This window comes from Phormidesmis priestleyi ULC007, assembly GCF_003003695.1.
Lineage (GTDB): Bacteria > Cyanobacteriota > Cyanobacteriia > Leptolyngbyales > Leptolyngbyaceae > Phormidesmis_A > Phormidesmis_A priestleyi_A.
In genome coordinates, this window is record NZ_PVWG01000002.1 from 23,584 (window position 1) to 49,954 (window position 26,371).

The 26,371-nt window shown below is 49.3% G+C and carries 35 protein-coding genes and 1 pseudogene; 5 read left to right on the top strand and 31 right to left on the bottom strand.

Going from position 1 to position 26,371, the window contains the following annotated elements; all coding sequences use genetic code 11:
- Positions 1-27 precede the first annotated feature (27 nt).
- Both C7B65_RS02370 and C7B65_RS02375 read left to right on the top strand, forming a co-directional pair.
- Positions 28-771, top strand: coding sequence for a PspA/IM30 family protein (locus C7B65_RS02370; RefSeq protein WP_073069310.1), 744 nt, complete (start codon positions 28-30; stop codon positions 769-771).
- A gap of 13 nt (positions 772-784) precedes the next feature.
- A complete protein-coding gene (locus tag C7B65_RS02375) occupies positions 785-1,246 on the top strand; it encodes a protein tyrosine phosphatase family protein (protein WP_181314315.1) in 462 nt (153 codons plus the stop codon).
- A gap of 5 nt (positions 1,247-1,251) precedes the next feature.
- On the opposite strand, the gene C7B65_RS02380 is transcribed toward C7B65_RS02375, so the two are convergent.
- Complete coding sequence (locus C7B65_RS02380) at positions 1,252-2,187, bottom strand: serine hydrolase (protein WP_073069311.1); 936 nt, start codon at positions 2,185-2,187, stop codon at positions 1,252-1,254.
- 63 nt (positions 2,188-2,250) lie between these two features.
- On the opposite strand from C7B65_RS02380, the gene C7B65_RS02385 reads away from it, so the two are divergent.
- The gene (locus tag C7B65_RS02385) at positions 2,251-2,916 is read left to right on the top strand and encodes a C40 family peptidase (protein ID WP_073069312.1); all 666 of its coding nucleotides are present in this window, start codon (positions 2,251-2,253) and stop codon (positions 2,914-2,916) included.
- 8 nt (positions 2,917-2,924) lie between these two features.
- On the opposite strand, the gene C7B65_RS29160 is transcribed toward C7B65_RS02385, so the two are convergent.
- Both C7B65_RS29160 and C7B65_RS02390 read right to left on the bottom strand, forming a co-directional pair.
- Positions 2,925-3,047 (bottom strand): hypothetical protein, encoded by a 123-nt coding sequence (locus tag C7B65_RS29160; RefSeq protein WP_262983512.1) that lies wholly within the window; start codon positions 3,045-3,047, stop codon positions 2,925-2,927.
- Positions 3,048-3,054: 7 nt separating this feature from the next.
- Positions 3,055-3,483, bottom strand: a complete 429-nt coding sequence (locus C7B65_RS02390; protein ID WP_073069313.1) for an MAPEG family protein — start codon at positions 3,481-3,483, stop codon at positions 3,055-3,057.
- A 607-nt stretch (positions 3,484-4,090) separates the two neighbouring features.
- Here C7B65_RS02390 and C7B65_RS02395 point away from each other — a divergent pair.
- Positions 4,091-4,462 carry a hypothetical protein gene (locus C7B65_RS02395; RefSeq protein ID WP_073069314.1) on the top strand — a complete coding sequence of 124 codons (372 nt, stop codon included), beginning with the start codon at positions 4,091-4,093 and terminating at the stop codon, positions 4,460-4,462.
- Between the two features lie 245 nt (positions 4,463-4,707).
- Here C7B65_RS02395 and C7B65_RS02400 read toward each other — a convergent pair whose 3' ends face one another.
- The 10 genes and pseudogenes from C7B65_RS02400 to yqeK form a co-directional block, all read right to left on the bottom strand.
- Positions 4,708-6,429 (bottom strand): NAD+ synthase, encoded by a 1,722-nt coding sequence (locus C7B65_RS02400; protein WP_073069315.1) that lies wholly within the window; start codon positions 6,427-6,429, stop codon positions 4,708-4,710.
- Positions 6,430-6,440: 11 nt separating this feature from the next.
- A complete protein-coding gene (locus C7B65_RS02405) occupies positions 6,441-7,184 on the bottom strand; it encodes an NUDIX hydrolase (RefSeq protein ID WP_073069316.1) in 744 nt (247 codons plus the stop codon).
- Positions 7,148-7,744, bottom strand: a complete 597-nt coding sequence (locus tag C7B65_RS02410) for a nicotinate-nucleotide adenylyltransferase (protein WP_073069317.1) — start codon at positions 7,742-7,744, stop codon at positions 7,148-7,150. Before C7B65_RS02410 ends, C7B65_RS02405 begins: the two co-directional genes overlap by 37 nt.
- Positions 7,745-7,788: 44 nt before the next feature.
- Positions 7,789-9,138, bottom strand: coding sequence for a nicotinate phosphoribosyltransferase (locus C7B65_RS02415; RefSeq protein WP_073069318.1), 1,350 nt, complete (start codon positions 9,136-9,138; stop codon positions 7,789-7,791).
- Positions 9,139-9,541: 403 nt separating this feature from the next.
- The gene (locus tag C7B65_RS29525) at positions 9,542-10,330 is read right to left on the bottom strand and encodes an ABC transporter ATP-binding protein (protein WP_397428384.1); all 789 of its coding nucleotides are present in this window, start codon (positions 10,328-10,330) and stop codon (positions 9,542-9,544) included.
- A 198-nt stretch (positions 10,331-10,528) separates the two neighbouring features.
- A pseudogene (locus C7B65_RS29530) lies at positions 10,529-11,452 on the bottom strand (ABC transporter ATP-binding protein); the annotation flags it as partial.
- Positions 11,453-11,581: 129 nt separating this feature from the next.
- Positions 11,582-12,538 carry an asparaginase gene (locus C7B65_RS02425; RefSeq protein ID WP_073069320.1) on the bottom strand — a complete coding sequence of 319 codons (957 nt, stop codon included), beginning with the start codon at positions 12,536-12,538 and terminating at the stop codon, positions 11,582-11,584.
- A 42-nt stretch (positions 12,539-12,580) separates the two neighbouring features.
- Positions 12,581-13,075 carry a CGLD27 family protein gene (locus tag C7B65_RS02430; RefSeq protein WP_073069321.1) on the bottom strand — a complete coding sequence of 165 codons (495 nt, stop codon included), beginning with the start codon at positions 13,073-13,075 and terminating at the stop codon, positions 12,581-12,583.
- A 134-nt stretch (positions 13,076-13,209) separates the two neighbouring features.
- A complete protein-coding gene (gene rsfS, locus C7B65_RS02435) occupies positions 13,210-13,629 on the bottom strand; it encodes a ribosome silencing factor (protein ID WP_073069322.1) in 420 nt (139 codons plus the stop codon).
- An 85-nt stretch (positions 13,630-13,714) separates the two neighbouring features.
- Positions 13,715-14,347: a bis(5'-nucleosyl)-tetraphosphatase (symmetrical) YqeK gene (yqeK, locus tag C7B65_RS02440; RefSeq protein ID WP_073069323.1), complete on the bottom strand. Its 633-nt coding sequence runs from the start codon at positions 14,345-14,347 to the stop codon at positions 13,715-13,717.
- Between the two features lie 188 nt (positions 14,348-14,535).
- Here yqeK and C7B65_RS02445 point away from each other — a divergent pair, with 188 nt between their 5' ends.
- Complete coding sequence (locus tag C7B65_RS02445) at positions 14,536-15,222, top strand: zinc metallopeptidase (RefSeq protein ID WP_073069324.1); 687 nt, start codon at positions 14,536-14,538, stop codon at positions 15,220-15,222.
- A gap of 138 nt (positions 15,223-15,360) precedes the next feature.
- Here the strand turns inward: C7B65_RS02445 and prfA are convergent, their stop codons facing one another.
- From prfA to rpsH, 18 genes are all read right to left on the bottom strand, one after another.
- Entirely contained in the window at positions 15,361-16,473 is a 1,113-nt protein-coding gene (gene prfA / locus C7B65_RS02450) for a peptide chain release factor 1 (RefSeq protein ID WP_073069325.1), read from the bottom strand.
- Between the two features lie 108 nt (positions 16,474-16,581).
- Positions 16,582-16,818, bottom strand: coding sequence for a 50S ribosomal protein L31 (gene rpmE, locus C7B65_RS02455; RefSeq protein WP_073069326.1), 237 nt, complete (start codon positions 16,816-16,818; stop codon positions 16,582-16,584).
- 87 nt (positions 16,819-16,905) lie between these two features.
- Positions 16,906-17,313 (bottom strand): 30S ribosomal protein S9, encoded by a 408-nt coding sequence (gene rpsI, locus C7B65_RS02460; RefSeq protein WP_068814909.1) that lies wholly within the window; start codon positions 17,311-17,313, stop codon positions 16,906-16,908.
- The gene (rplM, locus tag C7B65_RS02465) at positions 17,313-17,768 is read right to left on the bottom strand and encodes a 50S ribosomal protein L13 (RefSeq protein ID WP_073069327.1); all 456 of its coding nucleotides are present in this window, start codon (positions 17,766-17,768) and stop codon (positions 17,313-17,315) included. The genes rpsI and rplM overlap by 1 nt, the downstream gene beginning before the upstream one ends.
- 61 nt (positions 17,769-17,829) lie before the next feature.
- A complete protein-coding gene (truA, locus tag C7B65_RS02470; protein ID WP_073069328.1) occupies positions 17,830-18,708 on the bottom strand; it encodes a tRNA pseudouridine(38-40) synthase TruA in 879 nt (292 codons plus the stop codon).
- Positions 18,709-18,719: 11 nt separating this feature from the next.
- Complete coding sequence (gene rplQ / locus C7B65_RS02475; RefSeq protein WP_425320459.1) at positions 18,720-19,046, bottom strand: 50S ribosomal protein L17; 327 nt, start codon at positions 19,044-19,046, stop codon at positions 18,720-18,722.
- A gap of 100 nt (positions 19,047-19,146) precedes the next feature.
- Positions 19,147-20,091, bottom strand: coding sequence for a DNA-directed RNA polymerase subunit alpha (locus C7B65_RS02480; protein WP_219898314.1), 945 nt, complete (start codon positions 20,089-20,091; stop codon positions 19,147-19,149).
- A gap of 123 nt (positions 20,092-20,214) precedes the next feature.
- Complete coding sequence (rpsK, locus tag C7B65_RS02485) at positions 20,215-20,610, bottom strand: 30S ribosomal protein S11 (RefSeq protein ID WP_073069331.1); 396 nt, start codon at positions 20,608-20,610, stop codon at positions 20,215-20,217.
- Positions 20,611-20,714: 104 nt separating this feature from the next.
- Positions 20,715-21,098, bottom strand: coding sequence for a 30S ribosomal protein S13 (rpsM, locus tag C7B65_RS02490; RefSeq protein ID WP_073069332.1), 384 nt, complete (start codon positions 21,096-21,098; stop codon positions 20,715-20,717).
- Positions 21,099-21,195: 97 nt separating this feature from the next.
- A complete protein-coding gene (rpmJ, locus tag C7B65_RS02495) occupies positions 21,196-21,309 on the bottom strand; it encodes a 50S ribosomal protein L36 (RefSeq protein WP_073069333.1) in 114 nt (37 codons plus the stop codon).
- A 105-nt stretch (positions 21,310-21,414) separates the two neighbouring features.
- A complete protein-coding gene (gene infA / locus C7B65_RS02500) occupies positions 21,415-21,642 on the bottom strand; it encodes a translation initiation factor IF-1 (protein WP_068814897.1) in 228 nt (75 codons plus the stop codon).
- Between the two features lie 247 nt (positions 21,643-21,889).
- Complete coding sequence (locus tag C7B65_RS02505; protein WP_073069334.1) at positions 21,890-22,438, bottom strand: adenylate kinase; 549 nt, start codon at positions 22,436-22,438, stop codon at positions 21,890-21,892.
- A complete protein-coding gene (secY, locus tag C7B65_RS02510) occupies positions 22,438-23,742 on the bottom strand; it encodes a preprotein translocase subunit SecY (RefSeq protein WP_073069335.1) in 1,305 nt (434 codons plus the stop codon). The genes C7B65_RS02505 and secY overlap by 1 nt, the downstream gene beginning before the upstream one ends.
- Before the next feature lie 139 nt (positions 23,743-23,881).
- Positions 23,882-24,358, bottom strand: a complete 477-nt coding sequence (rplO, locus tag C7B65_RS02515; RefSeq protein ID WP_073069336.1) for a 50S ribosomal protein L15 — start codon at positions 24,356-24,358, stop codon at positions 23,882-23,884.
- A 72-nt stretch (positions 24,359-24,430) separates the two neighbouring features.
- Entirely contained in the window at positions 24,431-24,955 is a 525-nt protein-coding gene (rpsE, locus tag C7B65_RS02520) for a 30S ribosomal protein S5 (RefSeq protein WP_068814890.1), read from the bottom strand.
- 10 nt (positions 24,956-24,965) lie between these two features.
- Positions 24,966-25,328, bottom strand: a complete 363-nt coding sequence (rplR, locus tag C7B65_RS02525; protein WP_073069337.1) for a 50S ribosomal protein L18 — start codon at positions 25,326-25,328, stop codon at positions 24,966-24,968.
- Positions 25,329-25,331: 3 nt separating this feature from the next.
- A complete protein-coding gene (rplF, locus tag C7B65_RS02530) occupies positions 25,332-25,880 on the bottom strand; it encodes a 50S ribosomal protein L6 (RefSeq protein WP_073069338.1) in 549 nt (182 codons plus the stop codon).
- 70 nt (positions 25,881-25,950) lie between these two features.
- Positions 25,951-26,352 (bottom strand): 30S ribosomal protein S8, encoded by a 402-nt coding sequence (gene rpsH, locus C7B65_RS02535; protein ID WP_073069339.1) that lies wholly within the window; start codon positions 26,350-26,352, stop codon positions 25,951-25,953.
- Between the last annotated feature and the right edge of the window lie 19 nt (positions 26,353-26,371).

The window sequence follows — 26,371 nt, forward strand, 5'->3', positions numbered from 1 at the left end:
CGAGAGCCGTATTACCGGAGATCAGCGATGGGACTTTTTGACCGAATTTGGCGAGCGATTCGTGCAAACATTAACCACCTGGTTGGTCAGGCTGAAGATCCAGAAAAGATTCTGGAGCAGACGGTTTTGGATATGCAGGACGACCTGATTCAGCTTCGGCAGGCAGTGGCGCAGGCGATCGCGACCCAAAAGCGCACCGAGCGGCAGTGTTCTCAAGCCAAATCGCTGTCAGAAGAATGGTATCGCCGCGCTCAACTTGCCCTGCAAAAAGGTGACGAACCCTTGGCGAGAGAAGCGCTGACTCGTCGCAAATCTTATCAAGAGACCGCAGTGGCGATGGAAGCGCAGTTGACTCAACAGAGAGCGATCGTCACGCAGCTCAAGCAAAACATGATGAAGCTGGAAAGCAAAATTTCAGAAGCGAAGACCAAAAAAGATCTTTATATCGCTCGCGCCCGGTCTGCAAAAGCCTCTCAGCAACTGAATGAAATGTTGAGCAACGTCGGCACTGGCAGCGCCATGAATGCGTTTGAGCGGATGGAAGAAAAAGTGTTGCAGCTAGAGGCACAATCAGAAGCGATCGCGGAGTTAGGCACCGATGATTTAGAGAAGCGGTTTGAGGCACTCGGCGAAACCAATGAAATTGACGCAGAATTAGCCTCAATGAAAAATCAGCTGATGTCGGGCACTCCGTCTCAGTTGCCTGCTTCGGCTCAACTTGACGTTGATCCAGAGTTAGAGAAGCTACGATCGCAGATTCGCGAAACCTGAGTTCTGACGATTCATGACTGAAAGCATCGAAGCGATTCACAATTTTTTAAAGCTGTCTGACCACATTGCTACAGCAGGGCAGCCGATCGAGAACCAGTTCGCCGCGATCAAAGAAGCAGGCTATCAAACGGTCATAAATCTAGCTCCGCCAGGATCGACGAATGCAATTCCTCACGAAAAAGACATTGTAGAGTCGCTGGGAATGGACTATGTTTACATTCCTGTGATTTGGACGAATCCAACAATTGAAGATCTCGATCGCTTCTTTGCAGTCATTAACGCCAACGCCGAACAACCTATTTTTGTCCACTGCGCCAAGAACATGAGAGTTTCTGCATTTATGTATCTCTATCGGTGCTTGCACGATCGCAATAATGATCAGCAAGCAGAACAAGATTTACACAGAATTTGGATTCCGAATGAGACGTGGCAAGCGTTTATTCAACGAGCGATCGAACATTACCGATCGGCTTAATCAATTCATAGAGAACTTATTGCCTCGACGACCTGCTGAGAAACAAACGGCAAAATTGCTTCATTGGCACTGTGGGGTTTGCCCTCGGTGAAAACGACTAATAGATAAGGTCGAAGCGTTGGCAGCTCGATATAGGCGGCATCGTGACGGACTTGACTCGTCAATCCTGCTTTTGACCACAACTGCGCCCCTTGAGGCAGCCCACCGCCTAAAAAGCCAGTCACCTGATTTTCTGGGTCAGCATTGAGATCGTCAGAGTTGAGCGATCGCCGCAGCAAATTCATCATCGTCTGCGATCGGGCAGCAGACACCGCCACTCCGCCAATAATGCTGTGCAACAATTGCGCCGCCGCATGAGTTGTCAGCATATTGCGATTCTCGAAGGTGTCGCCGACAAATGCTCGTTCTCGACCATAAGCCCCGTCACACCAGGTTTTCTGATTCATATTCACCGTGGCTAACTCTGACCAGCCCAACCCCTGAAAATAGCGATTGACAATATTGCGCTGCTGCTTCCAAGTTTCAAACGGGGCGGCAGGCAGTTCGGGTCCGCTGGTGGTGCCCGTCAGAATGTCCATCACCAGACTCGTAGCATCATTGCTCGAATCGACAATCATGTCGCGCAGTGCCCGCTCAAACTCATTTGAAGTCTGAATCATGCCTTTCTCTAACCATTCTTGCGCGGCAACCAAATAGAACAATTTGACGATACTAGCAGGATAGATGCGCTCGACTCCTCGATAGCTAAAGCCACGCACTGACTGTTGCCAAAACTCATTGAAGTTAATTGCGCCGCCTGTGTTGACAAAAACTGGCGGATCATAAACTAGCCAGGTGATCGCAATCTGGTTTTGTGCCAAACTCGGAAACTCTGCCCAAGTGGTTTCGAGAATCCGATCGCCCAACGTTTGTAATGGTTCGTCTTTGCGGAAGAAAGTCATAATCAGTTTTTGAGGCGTGAGCCGTTAATAATTAACTGGGTTTATTTATCGCTCATTTGTTGTATGCAGTATCTCATCAAAGCTAACCTTAATCTCTACACCTCGCCCAAACTCAACAGTCTGGCAACTCAAGCTGAAGCCGATCGCCGCTTGACCATTCTCTCTAGCCCTCAAAATTCTCCGCTGCAAGTCCGCCTTTGCGAAGACGACTATCCAGGTTGGTTGGCGGCTGAAGACAGCCAATTTCTAGAAGCATCTGCAACGCTTTATCAAGCGCCTGTGTGGTCAGAGGCAGAGATTCAGCGTCGAATTGCGGGGGCGATCGCGTTTACTCGATCTGCGATGGCAGTGCCCAATTACTATCTCTGGGGCGGAACAGTTGCCCCAAATTATGACTGCTCTGGGCTAATGCAAGCTGCTTTCGCGTCGGCAGGGATTCGACTGCCGAGAGATGCCTATCAGCAAGAAGAATTTGTGAGAAAAATTGCCCTTTCTGATCTGATGCCGGGCGACTTAGTTTTTTTTGGTACGCCGATTAAAGCCACCCATGTCGGACTTTATCTAGGGAACGATCGCTACATTCACAGTTCCGGCAAAGATCAGGGACGCAATGGGATTGGGATTGATGAACTGTCCGATCGAGGCAATGCCGTAAGTCGCACTTACTACGCGCAAGTGAGAGGCGCAGGACGAGTTGTAGAGAGCTATCAGCCAAAAGGGTTGTGTTGATCGGACATCTAAAACTCAACTTTGGCGATCGAGTCTGACAAGTTAACGACACAGATAAACGGCTGTCCGCCCCATCGCAGGGTTGGGCTGCGTTGTATGATGGTGTTGCCACTGAATGAGCTACTTCTCAAATTTGAATTAGGGTTTCGATACAACCATTGCAACCATAATCCCCATGCCAATCATGCAGATTAGCTGGGCGAAGAACAAGGAAAACCGAAAACCAACAACCATGTTGCTCTGCTTAAAACCAATATGAATAATAGTTTGCATAATACGGGCAACGAGTAGCAGAGTTGCCAGGATATCCAGGACTGGGCTTCGTGTGTCTGTTGCAACAATAACAACCACAATGGCAGTATAAATAGGCAGATTTTCTAGACAGTTGGCGTGAGATCGCATCGCTCGGCGATACCAATCGTCTCCGTGGGGTATATCTGCTGGAAATTCATTGGGTTTGGCTCTGCCCGTTAAAATGCGACTCCAGCGGTAAATGCCAATGGTGCCCAGCAAAACCACCAGCGTCCACCCCGCGAAGCCGAGTAAAACCCAAAGTGGAATGGTCATAGTCTTGACTGCGTGAATGCTTTTCAGCGTGACTTAAGAGAATATAGTACCGCGATTGCAGCCCAACGATCGAGTTGAACCGCACCAGATCGATTGCAGCTACTGTCAACTAAAGTTAACAGTGCGGTTAACCCTACCTACTATGCTTCGCGTGTCGGTTCCAACGAGGTTGTTCTACGAAACTGGGGATGGATAGAGTGTTCCCAACAGGTAACATTTGTATCCAGTTCTCGTGGAACTATTGATTATACGGAAACTTTCCGTGTATCTCCCCGCACTTCCCGAAAAAACGATCGCTCCGCAGTTCCCCATCGGGTAATCGCATCACCTCAAAAATTTAGCATTCCAAAAAACAAAAAACTCCTGTAGAATACATCGCAGTGATGAAGTTGTGCCCCGAAATCTGATCGGCAAATCAGACTCCGAGGACTTCCATCCCTAGTTACCGACAATAACTCAGGAGGCGTTCATGATTGTACACCGTCAGCTTTGCTATGGGATCTTGAAAGGCTGGAATCAAGATCCTGCATACATTCTTCATCCCTTTAGAATGTCTGAGAAATCAGCATTCTTGTCCTCTTTGAACTAACCGAGAGGACAAAATAATATGGGAGTTAGGACTGTGATTCCTAGCTCGATCGCGTTCACCGTTGAGTTGCGTTGCTCAACCGAAAAGCGTTATCGAGTCAGTGTGACTTTGGATTTACAAGAGCGTTATATCTTCCTTTCGTCTGGCATTCTCGTGAATGTTAGCGATCGCATTGAAGAGTTTGTTTCACAACTGAGTGAAATTGCGTCCAATCAACTAGCATTTCTCAAATGGGATGGCACGAGTGACTTGACGACTGAATATCAAATTGTTCGAGTTTTACCGGGCTATCAAATTGAACGTTCTTTAGTGAAGTTCAACATCGCGATCGGTAATGGTTCTCTAATTCAAGTGGAGGAGGTGCACAACAAAATCACCATCCAACTCTAGGAGGTTGGGCGTTAGGGAGCCATTGATTAACGTCAGTTCGACGAGTTTTTTCGCTTCGTTAAGAGCGGCTTCTGCCCCCTAAATCCCCCATTCTGGGGGACTTCAAGCCAAAATTTCCGATTCAAAGTCCCCCATTTTGGGGGATTTAGGGGGCTTCCCGAATTCACAATCGGAGTGAACCCTGTCGAACTGACGCTTGATTAACTCTTGGAAAACTGTGAAGCAATCCTTGAATAGTCTCCAAGTCAAACAGGCTGAGAGGGTTGTTTCGCAGGATCGTTTGCAATGGTCGCAGTTCGAGCAATCCATTTAGTAGCGATCGGCATTCTCCAGCCTGTGCCAAAAGCGCGATCGGTGATTTTCAATCCTGGTGGCGCTTGGCGACGTTTGAATTCTGCGATCGTCACGAGTTTAACCACGCGATCTACCACAACTTGATCATGTCCAGCAGCAACAATTTCGGTAGCGGACTGATGTTGATGAATCAAGCGATCGAGTATGTCATCCAAAATCTCGTAGGCTGGCAGCGAGTCTTGATCGACTTGCCCCGGCTTTAACTCAGCGCTCGGTGCCTTAGTAACAATGTGGGTAGGAATGATGTCAGAACCCAGCCATTTACAGATCGAGTAGACGCGGGTTTTAGGCACATCTGCGATCGCTGCAAGTCCCCCATTCATATCACCATACAGAGTACAGTAGCCGACCGCCATCTCAGATTTGTTGCCTGTGGAGATTAACAAATAGCCGAATTTGTTGGAGATTGCCATCAACAATGTGCCTCGAATCCGAGACTGAAGATTCTCTTCGGCAACACCAAACTCTGTGCCTGTAAATAAGTCTTCTAGAGTTTGGTCATAGCTTTGCATGAGATGCCCGATCGCCAACATTTGAGTTTTAATCCCAATATTTTTGGCGAGTTTTAACGCATCTTCAACCGAGTGATCAGAACTGTAAGGCGAAGGCATGAGAACGCCTAATACATTCTCGGCACCGAGCGCGGCGGCAGCGATCGCAGCAACTAAAGCCGAATCAATTCCACCACTTAACCCCAACACAACTTTAGAAAAGCCACACTTGCGCGCATAGTCACGTACGCCCATTACCAGCGCTGCCCAGATTTCAGCTTCGTCACAGTCAGGAGCAGGAGCCACAGAACTAGGCAGAAAATCCTGAGTTTCGGGATTGTAGTCGATCGCCACCCAATCTTCCTCAAAGACACGAGCACGACAAACTAGATTTCCGTGACGATCGACCGCAACACTGTTCCCGTCAAAAATCAAATCGTCATTGCCGCCGACTTGATTGGCATAGACGATCGGCTGATCAAACCGTACCGCCCCATGTTGCAGCATCGCTTCTCGCAAACGTTGTTTGCCGACTGTATAAGGAGATGCCGAAAGATTGATCGTAAAATCAACACCTTGTTGAGCAAGATCGGCGATCGGGTTCAGTGTATAACTCCGTTTGCCCCAAAACTCTTCATCATTCCAAAGGTCTTCGCAAATGGTGACACCAATCCGCACAGATTGACCCAAATGCTCTAAGGTGAACTGATTTGGCTCCTTTCCAGGCTCAAAATAGCGGTCTTCATCAAACACGTCATAAGTTGGCAACAGGCGTTTGTGAAAGATTTGGAGAATTTGTCCTTGTTCTAAAAGAGCGACGCTGTTGAACAGAGGTTTGCCGCCATTTTGCAGCGATCGCGCATTCGGTTCCACAGTTCCCACCAAAACCGCGACTCCTGATGGAAGTTGCTCTGCTAACTCTAGTAGCGTCCGAGTGATCGCCTCAACAAAACTCGGATTCATCAACAAATCACGCGGCGGATAGCCACACAGAGACAATTCTGGAGTGAGTAGTAATCGCACTCCTTCACTTGCGGCTCGTTGTGCAGCTTGCAAGATTTGTTGAGCATTTCCTGCTAAATCTCCGATCGTCGGATTGAGTTGAGCGATCGCAATTTTCATGTTCTACTCACTTAAATAAATACCAAAGGTTTGTCTTTAAGAGGCGCAAATGCCTCGGCATCAAATCGATATAAACTTGCTGGACGACCCGCCCCCCGTGAGGCTTTGATTCCCGTATCTCTGAGAAAACCTAGTTTGAGAAGGCGCGATCGAAAGTTTGAATAATCCGAAAAGTTGTCCCCCAACACTGTTGTATAGAGTTGAAACAAATCACTCAACGTAAAAACTTCGGGCAACACATCAAACGCGACTGGGCTATATTCCAGCTTGTTTCTAAGTCGGCAGTGCCCATATTCCAAAATCTTGTTGTGGTCAAATGCCAACTGCGGCAACTGATCTAAGGGATACCAGGCAATGCCGCTCACACCATCTGCAATCAGTTCGGCTTCGGCATAGCGCACCAGCGCAAAATAACTGACCGACAGATAACGCACCCCATAACTATCCTCTGCCTCACGCGGATCACGATTCGGACCGCCAAACGTGTAGAGTTGCTCTAAATAAAGATTTCGCGCCCGAATCTTTTCAGACAGAATCCGGTAGGCAGCATTTTCCAAAGATTCACCCTGCCTGACTAGCGTTCCGGGCAAACTCCACTGTCCCAGAAAGGGTTCTTCTTGGCGCATCACCAGCAGCACCAGCAGCCGATTCAGCGCCGTATCGACCGAAAAGATTGCGTTATCAACGCCCACTCTAAAATCTGCTAACGCCTCTCCTGCTAATAAGTGGGCAATTTTTCTCTGCGTGCGTGACATTTGTACAGTTGCTCCCGATCGATATAAGCCTGAATTGGAGAAGTCACCCCCTCCGTTTCTCCCTGTTCACGGTAGGCGGTAGACGAGACATTTGGGGCATTGAGATCCGCGATCGTCACGTCGGCTCCCATCTGCCGCAAAGGGTCTAGCTCTTTGTCTGCAATCAAATATCCGGGTCTGGGCACCACTAAAAGCTTGACCCGATCAAGCAAGTCTCTCGCCCGAAACCATTTTGGCAGTTGACCCACCAAATCAGACCCGACAACTAGCGTAAATTCTGCACCCTGCCAGCGTTCCTGCGCCTGCTCTACTGTGATCACGGTGCGAGAATTGCTCAACTCTGGATAGACCTGAATGTTGTGTCGAAATGAGTCTAAGTCACTAATCAGCAATCGCAACATCTCAGTGCGGTGGTCTAACGCCGTTTGGTGAGACTTAAACGGGTTATCTGATGCCCAAACCGCGACTTGATCAAAGTACTGAGAAAGCCAGCACAAAATGGCGAGATGTCCTCTCGTAGGGGGGTCAGCGCTAGTGCCAAACAATGCAACTCTTAACATAGGTTAAATGGGTGAAGGAGAATCTTTAATCTAGAAGCGTTCACTCAATCGGTTGTTTTTCGTCGAGTTTTTTTGATTAGAGCGGACAGATCGTCAGAAAGATCTAACGGAATCGATTCGGGCTGATCGATATCCCGAACTGAGGCGGACAAACTGGCAACAGAAGCGATCGTTCGTTCAGCGATCGTACTCAAACTGTCTGATTCTTGCACTCGCTGCCCCTGTTTGAAAACAAGCTGCATCAAAGGCTGTTCGTGATCAGGAGTTTCGTGGATTAAACCTAAGCGATCGCACTGCACGATTCCGTTTTCAACGCGACGAAAAATCTGCTTCCGTCCCGGATGGGTAATCTTGCCTGGAGATTCTTTCATCACTGGAATGCCGTCAATCTCCACCAGTTTATAGACTCCGTTTACTGGAGAACCTGTCACGAGTTGCGTTCCAATGCCATAACCATTGATGCAGGCTCCTGCCGCCTTTAGTTCAGCAATCTTCCATTCATCTAAGTCACCACTCGCAATGATGGCGACTCCGGGCAAGAGCGATCGCACCTGCTGAGACAGCGACGCGAGATCACCCGAATCGATTCGCACTCCCGATAGTTGAAGTCCCGCTTTCATTTGCTCGGACAAATCGCGGGCAGCAGCGATCGTGTCATAAGTGTCAATCAACAGCGGCGCACCCGGAAAGTAGCGGTGAAATGCCGTAAATGCCTCTGCCTCAGTGCCTTCTGTCGCACTCAATGCCATCACGAGCGCATGGGCCATCGTTCCAGAAGGTGTGCGTCCTAGCTTCACGGCAGCTAAGACATTAGACGTGGCATCTAACCCGGCTGCCAATGCTGCACGAGCCGCCCACAAAGCACCTTGGGGACTGAAAGCTCTGCGAGTGCCAAACTCTAATAGGGTTGCGTCTACTCCGGCTACGTCACGCATTCGCGCCGATCGAGTTGCCACTAGGGTTTGATAGTTCAGCGTGTTTAGTAAATAGGTTTCGACGAGTTGCGCTTGCCAGAGAGGGGCTTCTATCCGCAGTAACGGCTCGTTAGCGAAGATGGCGGTTCCCTCTGGCACTGCCCAAACGTCGCCGCTAAATCGAGCTTCTTGCAGTACAGCCCAAAATTGGGTCGGTGCATGCTCAAAAGCGCCCATCGACTGGAGAGCTTCAACCTGAGTAGAACTGAATCGAAATTTCTCTAGATAATCTAGAGCTTGAGCCAGCCCCATCGCAATCAAATACCCAAATCTTTCAGGCAAGCGCCGAACGGTCATCTCAAAGCTGGCGCGACGCTGATCTAGATGTTCGCCCACATAACAGGCTGCCATCGTCAACTGATATAGATCAGTGAGAAGGCTGTAATCGTCTGGCGTTAGCGTCAGTTCTATGTCTTCCACCCGATTCTCCTTAAGTTGATTAAGTTCGCTTGCAGGAAGAGAAGTTTGATGGCTCTTACTTCTAGAATTATAGTCAAAAGAACCAAAAATATGCAAACAAAAAACCAGTTTTTTCTGCTAACGAAACACAATGCTCCCAAATGTCCATGAATCTGTTTGCGATTAAAGATTGAGAATGTAGTATTTTTAGTGATTTTTATCAAAAATGTATATCTTGGGTGATATCCATTTGATTTGTGAAAGCGAGAGATCCGTATCCAGACACGGCAGTGCCATGCCCATCCAAAAGCGTAGGGGCATGGCATGCGGTGCCCCGTCCGATGGAGCGATCAGTCACAATTGCTTCCGAAATCGGTATGAGAGGGCGATCGACTTGATAAGTGCCGAAGGAGCAACCCCAGATTTACGATGCAGAAAGTCCGCGTTGTTCTTGACGTTCGCGAATCCGATCGAGCGTCCCGACCGGAATCGCCGCAATTAACTGCCGCGTATAGGGTTGTTGAGGGTGACGATAAATCGTGTCAGCCGTGCCGACCTCTTCAATTTTGCCTCGGTTCATCACGACGATGCGATCGCTCATAAACTTCACCACACTGAGATCGTGAGAAATGAAGATATAGGTCAACCCAAATTCTGATTGCAGTTCTTTGAGCAGATTGAGCACTTGCGCCTGCACCGAGACATCCAGCGCTGAGACAGACTCATCGCAGATGATGAACTTAGGATTAAGAGCTAGCGATCGGGCAATACAAACCCTTTGCCGCTGCCCACCCGAAAACTCGTGGGGATAGCGCTTCATCAAATCAGGGTCTAGTCCCACTCGCTGCAATAAATAAGCTGCCCGTTCCTGATGCTGTTTGCCCTTGCCGCGACTATAAATTTGTAGCGGCTCCATCACGGCTTCCCCGATGTTGAGTCGCGGGTCGAGCGAACTGTAAGGATTTTGGAAGATAATTTGCGCTTCTCGTCGCAATTGACGAACTTGTTTTGGCGGCAGCGACAGAATATCTTTGCCTTCAAATAGCACTTTTCCCGTTTTCGCTTCAATCAGCCGCAATAGCGTTCGTGCCAGGGTCGTTTTACCGCAACCCGATTCACCCACCAGTCCCAACGTCTCGCCAGGATATACGTCAAACGAGACATCGTTAACGGCCATCACATAGCGCTTGGTCTGCCCAAAAATGCCCCGCACCGGAAACGCGACCTGAAGATTTTGCACTGAGACGAGCGGCGGTTTTTTCTGAAGTTCTTGCAATCGCGAGTTAAATTCAGTGTCGCTAATCTCCTCAGCACTGCGGAGCGCAGCATTCACATCTTGCTGTTTCGCTTCGATCAGCGTCTCCCCATTCCGCAGCCTAGAGACTTCCATAAAGTCTGAGACGGTAGGCAGGTAGCGCAGGCGACGATCGGGCTGAGGGCGACAGGTCAGCAATCCCTTTGTGTAAGGGTGTTGAGGGTTAGAAAAAATGTCTAAAACAGAGCCATATTCGACAATTTTACCTTCATACATCACCGCAACTTGATCGGCAATTTCAGCGATTAAACTCAAATCATGGGTGATAAACATCATGCCCATGCCGCGCCGATTTCGCAAATCTCGCAGCAAGTCCAAAATCGTGGCTTGCACCGTCACATCGAGCGCAGTCGTCGGCTCATCAGCGATCAGCAAAGTGGGATTGCAAGAAATCGCCATCGCAATCATCACACGCTGAATCTGTCCGCCCGAAAGCTCGTGAGGGTAGCGATCGAGCATGGCTAATTTCTGTCGGTTGATCTGACGATCGATCTCAACTTGACTCGGTTGCGTCCCATCTGGATAAAACTCTTCTAGAAATCGGCGTTTAAGCTCCTCGTCGGGCGGCAGCAGTTTCACTTCTTGCAAAAGTGAAACTGCTCGGCGCTGTGCCTGAGATTCAGAGATCTTTTCGTGTAGACGAATCGCCTCAGTCAGTTGAAACCCACACGTGTAGACCGGATTGAGCGAACTCATCGGCTCCTGAAAAATCATCGAAAGCCGATCGCCCCGATAATTTTGCAACTCCTTAACCGGAACGCGCAGTAGATCTATCGGTTCGCCGATCGTTTCAGCATCACTAAACCAGATTTCGCCTCCCGTCACCCGACCCGGCGGATTGGGCACCAATCCCATCACTGCCAGCGACGTGACCGATTTTCCCGAACCCGATTCCCCCACGATTCCTAGCGTCTGCCCCCGTTTCACCTGAAAAGAGATGCCATCCACCGCTTTCACAGTTCTTGTATCGGTTTTGAACTGTACCTGAAGGTCACGAACGTCAAGAATAATCTCACTCATAGGTGGCAAGAGCGCAGTTGGCAGAGTTGTAATCTAAATTACGTGGATCTTAACAAGGCTTTTACGATCGCGGTTGTGGTCGGTTCATCAGACATGAGTGATTTGTTAATGGTTCCTGACCGACGACGTTTAAAGCATTGATAATTCTCCAACGACATCCAGGCGTTTATAGCGCCCGATCGTCAGATAGGTGTCTGAGAGAGTTTCGGCAACAGAGGGCGTGATCCAGCCCATTTGTTTGAGAACGTGGATGGCGATCGCATATTTTGCCCGTTTAGCGCCATCCATAACTTTGATGGCTAACCCTAAACCTTCACCGACCCGTCCAACACACTGCACACCTTCGGCACCCGATTTGCTGACAATTTCTCCTTCAGTCAGACGCATCAGTTCGGTGTCAAATTCTCCGTCGCCTGAAACCATGATCGGGTGATGCGTCATCGATCGCGAGATGCGCTCCATGTCTAGACTATTGCCAGATGCAAGCTGGGCATAGAGCCAAGCCAATTGTCGCAGTTGCATAAAATAAGTGGGCGCACCGCAATCATCTTTCGCCACAATAAATTCCGCGCCAGGAATTTTTAATAGCTCGGCGATCTTTGTCAAGATTAACTGCTGAACGGGGTGATTGGCTTGAAGATAGGTGTTGAGCGGCAGCCCACGCTGCTGACAGACTGCCAACATTCCAGCGTGCTTGCCAGAGCAGTTATCTTGCAACGGACTCTGTTTATTAGGAGGAATTGGACACTGCACCGCACCGGGGTCGATGTCTGCTCTCCAAAGAATGTTAAAAACTTGTCTAACTTGATGAATTGACCCTTTGTGAGAGCTACAAATAATTGCTAGGTCACGATCGGTCAACCCATACCGCTCCAACGTTCCAGTCGTAGTGACCGCCAGCGCCTGAAACGGTTTCAAAGCAGAACGAGCAAACGTCGCTGCTTCTGCATTACCCGCCATTAGTAAGATGCGACCGCGATCGTCACAAATTGCCGCCTGAGCGTGATGCACAGATTCTATGATACCTTCGCGCAGAAGTCTGACTTCCAGTTCTGCCGATGCGTGAGTTCTTCTTCCCCTTGTCATGTGTAGAACTTTAACATTAGAGGGAGACAGGATAGAAAAAATTTATAAGACCCACCAAGCTAGGCTCCCCGCACAAAACATCAGACCCACAATCTGGAACGTGCGGCTAAGACGTTGCAAAACAGGCTCGACTTGATAGGTCACAATCAGCCGATCTTGCGTCAAAACTTCCACAGGCTTTTCCCACGTTTGACCGTCATACCAGCCCGATTCTTCATAAAAAACGCTGCTATTTAGCAGCCGAGTCTTGACATATCGCCACCCTAAATAGAGTCGCAGCAGCGCCAACGCGGGAATAATGCTGGCTCCTGCTGCTGCCAATAGCCCAAACTGAGTTGGGTGTTTTGCGGGCACAAAACTCACTGCCGCAACTGGGCCTGACACCAACCAACTTAGACCCCACAGCACGATCGTCGGTTTAACATAGGCAAACAAGTCAAGCGTTGCCCAACGAAAAAACCAGGATTCTTTGAGGTCTTGATATTCGTTAATCGGTCTCTGTTCCAGTGGGACTGGGCAAACGACGGATGAGTTCATAACCAAGCCAAAGAAGGAAACAGAAACAGCCTATTCGTCAGTATAAAAGAGTTTCGAGCGTTGAGTTTTAAGTTTTGAGTCACTTGAAGCGCGATGCCATAACTCTGATTTCAAGCTCAACGCTCAAACCCTCTCTAGCTGGCTATTTCTGCGTAAGCCATTCGGGGCGCGTGTCCCCAAAATGCTTCTAAGTCGTAGCGTTCTCGCTCTTGAGGCATCAAGACATGAACAATCACATCGCCGTAGTCTTCAAGCACCCAAGTGCCTTCTGAAACGCCTTCTGAGCGTAGGGGGCGGCGGTTCATCTTTTCAAGAATTTTGTCCTCGATCGAGGTCGCGATCGCCCGCACCTGCACTTTAGAGAAGCCTGTAATCACCACAAAATAATCGGCTAAAACGGTGACTTCTCCAACTTTCATCAGCGTAATTTCTTCACCTTTGCGATCGTCGGCAGCTTCAGCAGCAAGCAGAGCCAGTTCGTAGCTACGATCGGGTGCGGTTTGAGTTGTGCCAGAGAAGGTAGAAAGAATTTGCTCTTTGGTGAAATCTGTCATTAATGGTTAAGTTCCTAATCTAAGTGGGTGTTAACGAGATTGGGTGAATCAATCTAGTAAGGCGGCATTGGCGTAAATTCCAAAGCTAATGTTTTCTAGGACTGCGTTTGAAACCTTTTTGTAAAAACCAGTTGCGGGTCAAAACGGTGCGCGGATGAATCAAGTGACGAGCGTCTAATAAATGTCTTAAAGAATAATCAGCTAACCGCCAGATGGCTTGATCTAAGTCTTGCCGACTGAGGTGTCGCAATTCTTCTAACTCAGGAGTGTCGCCCCGTCCAGGTTCTAGCCCGTCTGCTAAATAGACCACACAGCTTAAAGCACTCATGCCCGGACTGCCCAGCGTGTGATCACAAATTGCTTGTAGGATATCTGGATCAAAAACGCCGAACTGATCCCGAGCCACGATCGCGCCCACCTCGGCATGTAGCAAATGCGGGTTTGCAATATCCACCGAATCAAGCGTTAACCCTTCTTTTTGCGCCATTTGCAACAGTCGCAGGGGCTTAAAAAACTTTGCTAAGTCGTGCATCAATCCTGCTTTTGCCGCTTTCCCTGCGTCTAGCCCGTGGCAATTTGCTAGCTCGATCGCCATCTCTTCTACGCGCAAAATGTGTCGAACCCTGGTATCAGGAACGTTTGCTTTTAACCAGTTCAGAATTATCTCACGCTGATCGGGGTGAGTTGGCGGCGCTAATGGGTTTAGAGATTGAGACACAGTAGAAGTCAGAAAACTCCTGGATTCGCTGACTTTATTTTAGCGCAACGACTCAATCACTTCACTAAGCATTACATCTCACTCTAATTGTTCTGCTCAACAAAAATCCCAACGGTCGCTAGATTGAAATGTTAGCATAGGCTCAAGTCTAGTCTGTCAAGCCGTTTCACGACATTAGATGAGGTAATATGTTTTTCCATCCGTCCTATTTTTTACTGATTCCAGGCATGATCCTGGTGTGGTGGGCACAGCAGCGAGTTCAGAGTACTTACCGCAAATATTCACAAATTCAATCTAGTTTGGGGCTGACGGGGGCTGAGGTTGCCGAAACTATCCTCAAGCGTATGGGCGTACAAAATGTAACGGTTGAACCGATCGCAGGAGAACTGACGGATCACTATGACCCCACTGCAAAGGCTGTTCGGTTGTCTGAGGTGGTTTACGGGTCTAGCTCACTAGCTGCTGCCGCCGTTGCCGCTCACGAATGTGGTCACGTCTTGCAAGATGTGAAGGGCTACAAGCCAATGAATATCCGAGCCGCGTTGGTTCCGGCGGTCAATTTGGGGTCTAATCTGGGCCCACTCCTGATCTTTGCAGGGTTATTTCTAGGTGCTTTGGGAGGCATTTTCATCAAGATTGGGATTGTCTTATTTGCGTCGGTAATTATCTTCCATCTCGTGACGCTGCCTGTCGAGTTTGATGCGTCGAGCCGTGCTCTCAGAATTATTGATGAGCTTGGTATTTTGCAAGGTGAGGAGAATCAAGGCGCTCGAAAAGTATTGAATGCTGCCGCTTTTACCTATGTAGCAACTGCGTTGTATGCAGTGTTGCAGTTGGCGCAATATCTCATAATTGCGATGTCACGCCGCAATTAATTTTGCGTATCTCTAGCAATCATTTTTTGAAAGGGCATCTATACAAGATGTCCTTTTTTGTGCTATTCGCCTTCCTCTAATCCCATTGCAGAAGCGGATTGATCCTGACTGATTCAATAGATTTTAAGTCCCTATCGACTAAGCAACCGATACTTGCTCACCGCTTTCGGCTGCCAGTGCTTCTAATCGCTCCTGCTGGTCTTGAGAAATGCAGCTTTGAATCAACGTTTCTACATCGCCTTCTAAAAGCGAAGCTAACGGAAAATTCTGACCTAAACGATGGTCGGTGATCCGATTATCTTTGTAGTTGTAGGTGCGAATCTTTTCTGATCGTGACCCTGTTCCCACTTGCGATCGCCGCATCGATGTGACAGCTTCTTGCTGTTCTCGCAGTTTAATTTCGTAGAGTTTTGCCCGCAAGATTTGCATCGCCCGTTCGCGGTTTTGCAGTTGCGATCGTTCTTCGGTACAAAAGATCCGAATCCCGGTCGGCTTGTGCATCAAGTCAACGGCTGTCTCAACTTTGTTGACGTTTTGACCGCCTGCACCGCCCGATCGAGCTGTGGTTAATTCAATATCTTTGGGGTCAATGTGAATTTCTACTTCATCGACTTCGGGCATAATTGCCACTGTTGCCGTTGAAGTGTGAACTCGCCCCGATGCTTCTGTGAGCGGGACACGTTGAACTCGATGCACCCCCGCCTCAAATTTGAGTTTGCTATAGACTCGATCGCCCTGAATTTCTAACACGACTTCTTTAAAGCCGCCCATATCCGCTAGAGATTCACTCACCAGCTTGACGCGCCAGCCTTGACGCTCGGCATATCGAGAATAGAGCCGCAGCAGATCACCTGCCCAGATACTTGCCTCATCGCCACCCGTACCCGCTCGAATCTCCAACATGATGTTTCTTTCATCGTTGGGGTCGCTAGGAAGCAGCAAAACTTTGAGTCGAGATTCTAACTCATTCGATTTATCTTGAAGTTCACCAACCTCAAGCGATGCCATTTCTTGAAGCTCAGGATCGCTACTCGCTTCTTTCAAAATTTGGCGGGCACCTGCTAGATCTTGTTGAATGGTTCGCCAGTGTTCATAGGTGTCAACGACTTCTTCTAGTGAAGAACGCATCTTCGCCACCCGTTGAAACTCAGGCGGATCTTTGGCGATGTCTGGGTCGCCCAGTCGCCGCGTTAACTCATTAAAGGTTTGCTCAACCGAATTTAATTTTGCTAGCAGGTATGCTTCAGCCATAAGACAAGACAAAAAATTAGGGTTTACAGCTAGGTTCCAATCTGTTGAACGATCGCCAAGATTGGAAGACATTAATTTCGGAACTAAATCCAAAATCACCTAGCTGCCCTATTTCTTGTCGTCGGCTGTCGCGGTTTCGTCCACCATGCCATATTTCCGCATGAAGCGTTCTACCCGACCTTCGGTATCAATAATCTTCTGAGTGCCCGTGAAAAATGGGTGATTTCCAGACCATACATCGACGTTGAGTTGGGGCTTAGTAGACCCGATCGTCATCACAACTTCACCATTGCAATAGACTTTGGCTTCGGGATACCACTTGGGGTGAATATCAGGCTTAGGCATTGAGAATCTCCGAACTTACTAGATCAATTTTAACATTTTGCTCAAGAGTCATTGGCGATCTTCGATCAACCAATGACAAGAATAAAGTTAGCGCTTCGAGAACTGAGGAGCTTTACGCGCTTTCCGCAAACCGTATTTCTTCCGCTCTTTGGCACGAGGGTCACGAGTCAAATAGCCTTCCGTTTTGAGAGGCTTCCGATTTTCGGGGTCGAGCTGACAAAGCGCACGAGCCACCCCAAGACGAATGGCATCTGCTTGTCCAGTCAAGCCACCACCGTGAGCGTTGACGAGAATGTCATACTCACCTTCCAATCCCAGCGTTTCGAGGGGAGCTTTCGCAGCCGACAAATATTCTGGGTTGAATTGGAGATATAAATCTCCGGGCTTGCCGTTAACCGTGATTTGACCTTCACCGGGAACGAGGCGAACCCGTGCCACCGCAGATTTACGGCGACCTGTACCTAGATAGACGACGCGACCTTCGGTGGCTTGCATTAGTTAGCTCCTTTTGGGATGGTGTTGATTTCGAGAACTTGAGGCTTTTGAGCCGCGTGAGGATGATTCGGGCCTGCATAGACGTTCATTTTGGTGAACAGTTGGCGACCCAGCGAGTTCTTCGGCAGCATTCCTTTGACAGCGCGTTCAATGATCCGCTCAGGGATGCGGGCTTGCAGCTTATCGAAAGTCTCGGTCTTCATCCCACCGGGGCGACCAGAGTTGCGACGATAGAGTTTCTGGGTGCGCTTTTTGCCCGTCACTTCAATTTTTTCGGCGTTGATGATAATTACAAAATCACCCGTATCCATCGAAGGGGTGTAGGTCGGCTTGTTTTTACCGCGTAGCACCATCGCAACTTGGGTAGCAAGCCGGCCGAGCCGTTTATCTGTGGCATCCACAACGTACCAATTACGCTCTAGAGTAGCCTGGGGTGGGAGATAGGTTTTTTCCATGACAGTGTTTCGGTTAAAGGGTTAGACAGTTCTAGAGGAACCTCGCTTGGCGATCGCTTGACTAACTCAAGCAATATTCAGGAGCCGTTCCAGAGGAACTTTTCTCAAGGGTCATCGCATTTGGCAAAACAAATCGGGGTTGAGTATCATACCAAACTTCGGGCGGAAAGGGCGATTCAGGATACCCAACTCGCAGCAGACACAAGCCTTGAGGGGGTGCCGCATATTTCACTTCGTCTCGTCGCTGTGCCGTCCAGATTTTGGTGAAATCATCGGGCGATCGCTCTCCTCGTCCTACCTGCACCAGCAAGCCGACTAAGAGCCGCATCATTCCATACAGAAATCCGCTTGACTGCACTTCGACTGTTACGAGTGACCCTTGACGCTGACACTCCGCCGCCTGAATATCTACCCAAGAGTGCGGACGAGTCGAACCTGCCCGGTGGAACGCCGCCATGTGATGCCGCCCAATCATCGGATCGAGTGCCGCCTGAATCAGCGTTTCATTCAACGGTGCGTGGTAGTAATGCCAAGCAAACGGGCAAACAAACAGATTGGGACGCGCTTCCGTAAATAAGGTGTAACGGTAGCGTCGCCACGCGGCAGAAAATCGAGCGTGCCAGGTTGAATCAACCAAAACAGAAGCCCGAATTAAGATATCGTTTGGCAGCCGCGAGTTCAAAACGTCTGCCCAGCGATGTGCCGGAATCAAGGTTTCTGCATCAAAATGGGCAACTTGAGCGGCTGCGTGAACTCCTGTATCAGTTCTTCCTGCCGCATGGATTACCACAGGGCGGTTAAGCACTGATCGCAGCGCTGTCTCAATATCTTCCTGCACCGTGCGTTGATTTGGCTGCCGTTGCCACCCATGAAAATGAGTGCCCAGGTATTGAATAACCAGGGCAACCCGTTGAGTGGATTGTGATTTAGCAGCCAGCATGGTGTGAGAAATCAGGTTAGCTCGATGATTGCCATTGCAGCATTGTCGCCGCGACGAGGAACGGTGCGAAGAATGCGAGTATAGCCACCTCGACGATCAGCGTACCGCTGAGGGGCTTGCTCAAATAATGCATGAACGAGTTGCTTGTCGTAGATATATCCCATCGCTTGACGACGAGCGGTGAGAGAGCCATCTTTGGCGAGAGTAATCATTTTCTCAGCTTCCGATCGGAGAGCCTGAGCGCGAACCTTAGTCGTTTTAATTCGACCGTTGCGAATCAGTTCAGTGGTCAAGGCTCTTAAGAGCGCTCGACGCTGATCCGCAGGTTTGCCAAGCATTGGAACTTTACAACGGTGCCGCATAGCTTTAGGGAGGGGGTCAGTTACAAGGAGTGGGACGTTCGTATTATATGAAACGTCCCTATAAACGAATCACGAACTAACTAGGCTTAGAGGATTTCTCCATCGGTAGGGTAATTCCTAAGCGTTGTTGAAGGGCTTCGACCACTTCTTCGGCAGATTTCTGACCGAAATTCTTTATTTCGAGCAGGTCTTCCTGAGTGTAGTCGAGCAGGTCAGCAACGGAATTGATTTGCGCTCGCTTTAGACAGTTGTAGGCACGCACCGAGAGTTGGAGTTCCTCGATCGGAATCTGACTCTCAGGACCTTCCTCACCAGGAAAGGGATCGTCTAGCGGCTCAGAGGGGATATCTTTGAGCGGGTTAAACAGATCGACGAGAATATTAGCAGCTTGGCTCAACGCCTCTTGAGGAGTCAAACTGCCATTCGTCGCAATCTCCATAATCAAGCGGTCTTTTTCAAGAGAACCGCCTGCTCTCGCTTCAACACTGTAGTTCACCTTACGAACTGGCATAAAAACAGAGTCGATTTGGAGAAAATCAAGCGCAGCCGCATCTTCACGAGCTTTGTCAACCGTTCGATACCCTTTGCCTTTCTCGATTCTGAACTCCATCTCTAGCGTTGAGTTAGGAGCCAAGGTCGCGATGTACTGATCGGGATCGACGAGTTCTACATCTGAAGGTAAATCGAACTGTTCTGCTGTCACTGTCGCCGGACCTTGCACAAGCAATCGCCCAATTTGAGGCTGAGAAGAATGGCTCCTAAAAACCAATTTTTTCATGTTCAGCATGATATCGAGTACGTCTTCTCTCACTCCTGGAATCGTGGCGAACTCATGGCTGACACCCGCCATCCGCACTGCCGTCACTGCTGCTCCTTCCAAATTGGATAGCAGCACCCGCCGCAGAGCGTTTCCAACGGTTGTTCCCTGACCACGCGCTAGGGGTTCCAGAATGAACTTACTATATTGGCTCTGGTCTTTGTCCGTAGTGGACTCTACACATTCAACCTGAAACTGTGCCACGGAGTGACCTCCTTCTCCTTCTCGCTGAGGGTGATCCCTCATTTGACTCTGAAATCAAATCTCGCTGCTGACTGTCAAAAGACAGATTGCAGCGTTCATCACTCACCATAGAAATTCGCGCCACTATACCCGACGGCGCTTGGGCGGACGACAACCATTGTGAGGAATGGGAGTCACGTCACGAATCAGGGTGATTTCCAGCCCAGAGCCTTGCAGCGCCCGAATTGCAGTTTCACGACCTGCTCCGGGTCCGCTGACCATGACTTCACACTGGCGCATTCCTTGATCCATTGCCCGACGGGCTGCGCTCTCTGCCGCCGTTTGAGCCGCAAAGGGCGTTCCCTTTTTCGCGCCCTTAAATCCACTAGAACCAGCAGATGCCCAAGATACGACTTCGCCGCCAGTGTCGGAGATGGTGACGATCGTATTGTTGAAGGTGGATGAAATATATGCCACCCCGCTCGGCACATTTTTCTTTTGCTTACGGGGTCCAGTCTTTCTAGTTGGTTGTCTCGCCATGTCTAAACTCTAGATCTAAGGTTCTAAATCGATGTGTGATTAAGTTGGCAACTTGCCCAAGCACTAGTCGTCTCAAGCGCAACTCAACAGTTGCCAAAAGTTAATTACTTCTTACCGGGTGCCTTCTTCTTACCTGCAACGGTACGACGACCGCCCCGACGGGTACGAGCATTAGTGCGGGTTCGCTGTCCGCGCACAGGCAAGCCCAGACGATGACGACGACCCCGATAGGTGCCGATGTCCATCAATCGCTTGATGTTCATGTTTTCCATTCGTCTCAGATCGCCTTCAACCTGATAGCCGCTCTCAACGGCTTCTCTCAGAGAAGACACATCGGCATCGCTCAAATCTTTAACGCGGATATCGGGATTCACACCTGTTTTGGCGATCACCTCTTTTGCCCGTGTCAATCCAATTCCGTAAATGTAAGTGAGACCAATCTCAACGCGCTTATCGCGAGGAAGGTCTACTCCGGCAATCCGTGCCACGCTTCTGTCTCCCTAACTTGAATTGCTTGAGGATGTTCATAATCACACAAAACCCCTGTCACAGAAGTCCTCTTCTTCGTATGACAGGAAACCTGATCTAGCCCTGACGCTGTTTATGCTTCGGGTTTTCACAAATCACCATGACGCGACCCCGACGGCGGATGACACGGCATTTTTCACAAATCTTCTTAACGGATGCTCGAACTTTCATGCCCTAACCTGGCAACACTGCAACAAACATAATATCCTAACAATTTTTTATAGGAGTTGTCAAAGAAATCGTTCTATGACTAGCTTTAAAAGGCTTTTTTGAATCCTACTTCTTGTTTCGTAGACGATAGGTAATTCTACCTTTTGTGAGGTCATAAGGCGTGAGTTCGACTTTGACGCGATCGCCCGGAAGAATTTTGATGTAATTCCGACGGATTTTCCCTGAAATGTGGGCTAACACGTTGAAGCCGTTATCGAGGTCAACGCGAAACATCGCATTCGGCAAGGAATCAATGACCGTTCCTTCCATTTCGATGAGATCTTGTTTAGACAAACTTGAGTGCCTCCATTACTGTAAATGATTTCAGAAGTCAACAGAATCCGCGCAGGATTTTGTCAGCCTTCTTGAGTTTAGATCATTAAATTTGTTTTTAACTTCTCAGACACAGTTTGCTAGTCTCAATCTGTGGTAAGGGTGCGCCGCAACAAATTTCTATTGAGTCAAAACAGAGTATCAAGTCGAGAAACCAAGATTCGTCAGCGCTCAACCTTGGCTGGAGAAGAATCTGGCTAAACAATCGCTAAATGAGCTTGTCCAGTTGCTCTGTCACCTCTTCCATCGGTTGGCTGCCATCGATCGTGGTGAGCTTTTCACGAGTCTGGTAGTAGTCGATTAAGGGAGCGGTTTGCTCTCGGTAGACTTCTAAACGACGACGAATTACGTCTTCGTTGTCGTCTTTGCGACCTCGACTGAGCATTCGCTCGACCAAGGCTTCGTCAGGGACATCAAAATTGATGGCGCGATCGCACGTCTGATTTAGCTCGATCAGCAGTCCATCTAACGAATCAGCCTGCACCACCGTGCGCGGATATCCATCTAGAATCCAACCAGGTTGAGCGTCAGGCTGTCCCAACCTTTCTCGAATCAAATCAATGACGAGTTGATCAGGAACCAGTTCACCGCCGTCCATATAACTCTGTGCTTTGACACCCAGAGTTGTTTGGCTAGAGACGGCTGCCCGTAGAATATCTCCCGTCGAGATGTGAGGGATATTGTGCAAGTCTGCTAAGAGTTTCGCTTGAGTTCCCTTACCTGCCCCGGGTGGTCCTAGAAAGATTAATCGCGCCACTACTGTTTCACCATTCCTTCGTATCTTTGTGAGATGACATAAGTTTGAATCTGTTTTGCTGTGTCGATAGCCACACCAACCAGAATCAGCAAAGAGGTGGCACCGAAGCCTTGGAAGGTCGGAACTCGCGTGGCAGTCTCAACAAACGTAGGGACGATCGCGACAATTCCTAAGAAAATCGCTCCCAGAAACGTCAATCGATTCAAGACGCGCTCAATATACTCAGTGGTCGCCTTGCCAGGACGAATGCCTGGAATACTCGCTCCCATCTTCTTCAAGTTCTTCGACATCTCATCGGGTTGAACCACCAAAGACGCATAGAAATAGCTAAAGAACAGAATCAAGATCAGATAAAGAACGCTGTGTTGCCAAGAGTTTGGACCTAAATAAGTGCTGATAAACTGGCTGATGGAGGCGTTTTGAAATGCTTGAGCGACTAGTGCAGGTAACGTCAAAACAGTGGAGGCGAAAATAATCGGCATCACGCCGCCTTGATTGAGACGAAGCGGCAGATAGCTGCTTTTCTCTAGATAAGTCCGACGACCGACTTGACGGCGCGCAGAGATAATGGGGATTCTGCGAGTTCCTTCTTGGACAAAGACGATGCCAACGACCATCGCTAGAAAGACGAGCAGAAGAATCACGACCCCGCCGACCACATTACGATCGCCACTCTGTGCCAATTCAAAAGTTTGACCCAGCGATCGTGGCAGCGTCGAGACAATGTTCAAGAAAATCAGCAAGGATGCGCCGTTTCCGATGCCTCGCTCTGTGATTAGCTCTCCCACCCACATCACAAACATAGAGCCTGCGGTTAACGCCAGCACCGTTTCAGTGATGAATAAAGGACCCCAATCTGAAGCAAACGGACGGAGTAACCCGATCGTCAGCATCAAACTCTGAACGACTGCCCATCCCCCCGCCACGTATCTTGTGATTTGTGAGATTTTGCGTCGTCCTGCTTCACCTTCATTTTTCTGCAAATCTTCCAGTGCCGGGATCGCGGCTGTCAGCAGTTGCAAAATAATGGAAGCATTGATAAAGGGAAGAATGCCTAAAGCAAAAATTCCTAATGTTCTTAAACCGCCTCCAGCAAATAAGTCAACAAAGCTAAGAGCCGTGTTGCCTTGAATATTGGCGGCGAAAGCAGCGCGATCGATGCCTGGGAGTGGAATATAAATGCCCAGACGAACCAGAATTAATAAGCCAACAGTCAGCAGTAAACGCCCTCTCAGTCCGGCGGCTTGAGCCATCTGAACAAAGGTTTCCTGCGCGGTTGGAGTTTTATCTCGACTAACGACCATAAAGGGATACCTCTTACATACTCGCAGTTGTCTAGCAAAATGACTCATCGGCAGTTGCCACAGACTGCAAAGCGTCATCCCTCAAATCGAAGGACAACGTTTACACACTCTTTCAGATGACCCGTTACAGACCAGAGAGCTACGCCTTGGCGCGATGCCAGGTCGGTTTGCCAACCAGCACTTCACAAGTTCCACCTGCTGCCTCAATTTTAGCGCGGGCGTTTTCCGTGAACCCAGTTGCCTGAACGGTCAGCTTTGCCGACAGATCGCCATCTCCCAAAATCTTGAGCGGACCGTCATCGGTCGTAACAATCCCAGCCTCCATCAGTGAAGACAAATTCACCTCAGTATTGGCGGGAAGGGATGCCAAATCGCCGACATTAATCGTAGTGTAGTGCTTCCGATTGATGACGGTGAAATAACTTAATTTAGGTAAACGACGATAGAGAGGCGTTTGACCCCCCTCAAAACCGGGGCGAGTGGGACGACCCGATCGAGACTTTTGACCCCGCATTCCAAAGCCGCCGCTTGCGCCCTGTCCTGCCGCAATGCCTCGACCAATTCGGCGCTTGCGCTTGGTTGAGCCTTCTTGAGGCACAGCATCTTCTAATCTCATAATTCGTTGCTCTTAGTTAAGGACTACTCAAGAAATTAAGTGAACCGCGAAGACTCACGATTCACTATTTGCTCAAGTTGCGTAGAGATTCTCGATCGGAACACCGCGCTCTTCTGCCACATCAGCAAAGGTGCGGAGGTTATCTAACGCGCTGACCGCAGCCCGCGCATTATTAAGAGGATTGCCAGAACCGAGTTGCTTCGCCAAGATATTCTTGACACCTGCGAGTTCGAGAACGGTACGAACGGCTCCCCCAGCAATTACTCCAGTACCAGGAGCGGCAGGGCGCATCATCACTTTTGCACCACCACCCGCACCTTGAGCCGGGTGAGGAATCGAATTGGATTTGGTCAGAGGCACTTCAACGAGGTGCTTTTTGCCATCTGCCACGCCTTTCTTGACCGCGCCGATTACGTCACTGGCTTTGCCGACTCCTACGCCGACTTGACCTTTTTCGTTACCGACGACGACAATAGCGCGGAAGCTGAGTTTTTTACCGCCCTTGACCACTTTGGTCACACGACGAATTTGCACGACCCGCTCTTGCCAGTCTGATTTCTCTTCGCGAGGTTTGTTGCTCTTGCGACCTTTTGCCATGTTTTTTCTCCTAGAAGTCTAGACCAGCTTCGCGGGCAGCTTCGGCTAGCGATTTTACCCGTCCGTGATAGAGGTTGCCCCCACGATCGAAGACCACTTTTTGAATGCCTTGGGCGATCGCCCGTTGAGCCACCAACTTGCCGACCTCAGTCGAAGCCTCACAGTTTGAACCTGACTCAACTTTACCCTTGATTTCTGGATCGACCGTCGAAGCAGAAACCAGAGTGTGTTGGGTGGTGTCGTCAATCACCTGAACATAGATGTGCTGGTTAGAGCGAAACACTGCGAGACGAGGACGCTCTGAAGTTCCGGTAACGGTACGACGAACCCGTGCGTGACGACGACGGGTTGATTCTCGACGAGTCATTTTCATGATCTATTTCTTCCCTTTACCACCAGTCTTACCAACTTTGCGTCTGACCACTTCGCCAGCATATCGAATGCCCTTGCCTTTGTAGGGTTCGGGAGGACGTACCGCCCGAATTTTGGCGGCAGTATTTCCAACAATTTCTTTATCGATGCCACTGACAGTCACGTTAGTGTTGCCTTCAACCGCGACCTGAATTCCCTCTGGTGGGGCAATATCTACAGGTTTGCTGTAGCCCACGTTGAGAATTAGGTTTCGCCCTTGAACTTGGGCACGATAACCGACACCCTGAATTTCGAGCTTTCGCTGAAATCCGGTAAAGACCCCTTCAACCATATTGGCGACGAGGGTGCGGCATAAACCATGACGTTGACGAGCCGCACGCGAGTCATCTCGCTGCTTGACTTCGATCGTCGTTCCGTCTTGTTCAACAATCACTTCTGGCGGCAAAACTCTGGAGAGTTCGCCTTTAGGACCTTTGACTGAAACATGTTGCCCATCAAGGGTGACCGTCACCGTTGCGGGAACATCAATAATACGCTTACCAATCCGAGACATAACTGATCACCTTTTTTGAATAAAAGCTGTTCGCTGTGAGCCAGTCAACAGCAACGACTAATATCCAGACTCACCAGACATAACAAAGGACTTCGCCGCCGACTCCGGTGCGCCGAGCTTCGCGATCGGTCATGATGCCGCTGGATGTCGAGACGATCGCAATGCCGATGCCACCTAACACACGAGGAAGTTCCTTGCGGTTAGCGTAAACTCGCAGTCCGGGTTTGCTGACTCGCTTGAGGGCAGTGATAATCGGCTTGCGACTTTTGCCCCGATATTTGAGACCCAGCACGAGATGACGCTCAACGCCTTCTCCCGCTTCTTCATAGTCAGCAATAAAGCCTTCTGCCTTCAGCACATTGGCAATGCTGCGCGTCATCTTGGTCGATGGCACTTTGGTCGTTTGGTGTCTTGCTAGGCTTGCATTTCGGATGCGAGTCAGCATATCTGAAATTGTGTCGTTAACCGCCATAGTTCCCTCTTAATGAAAC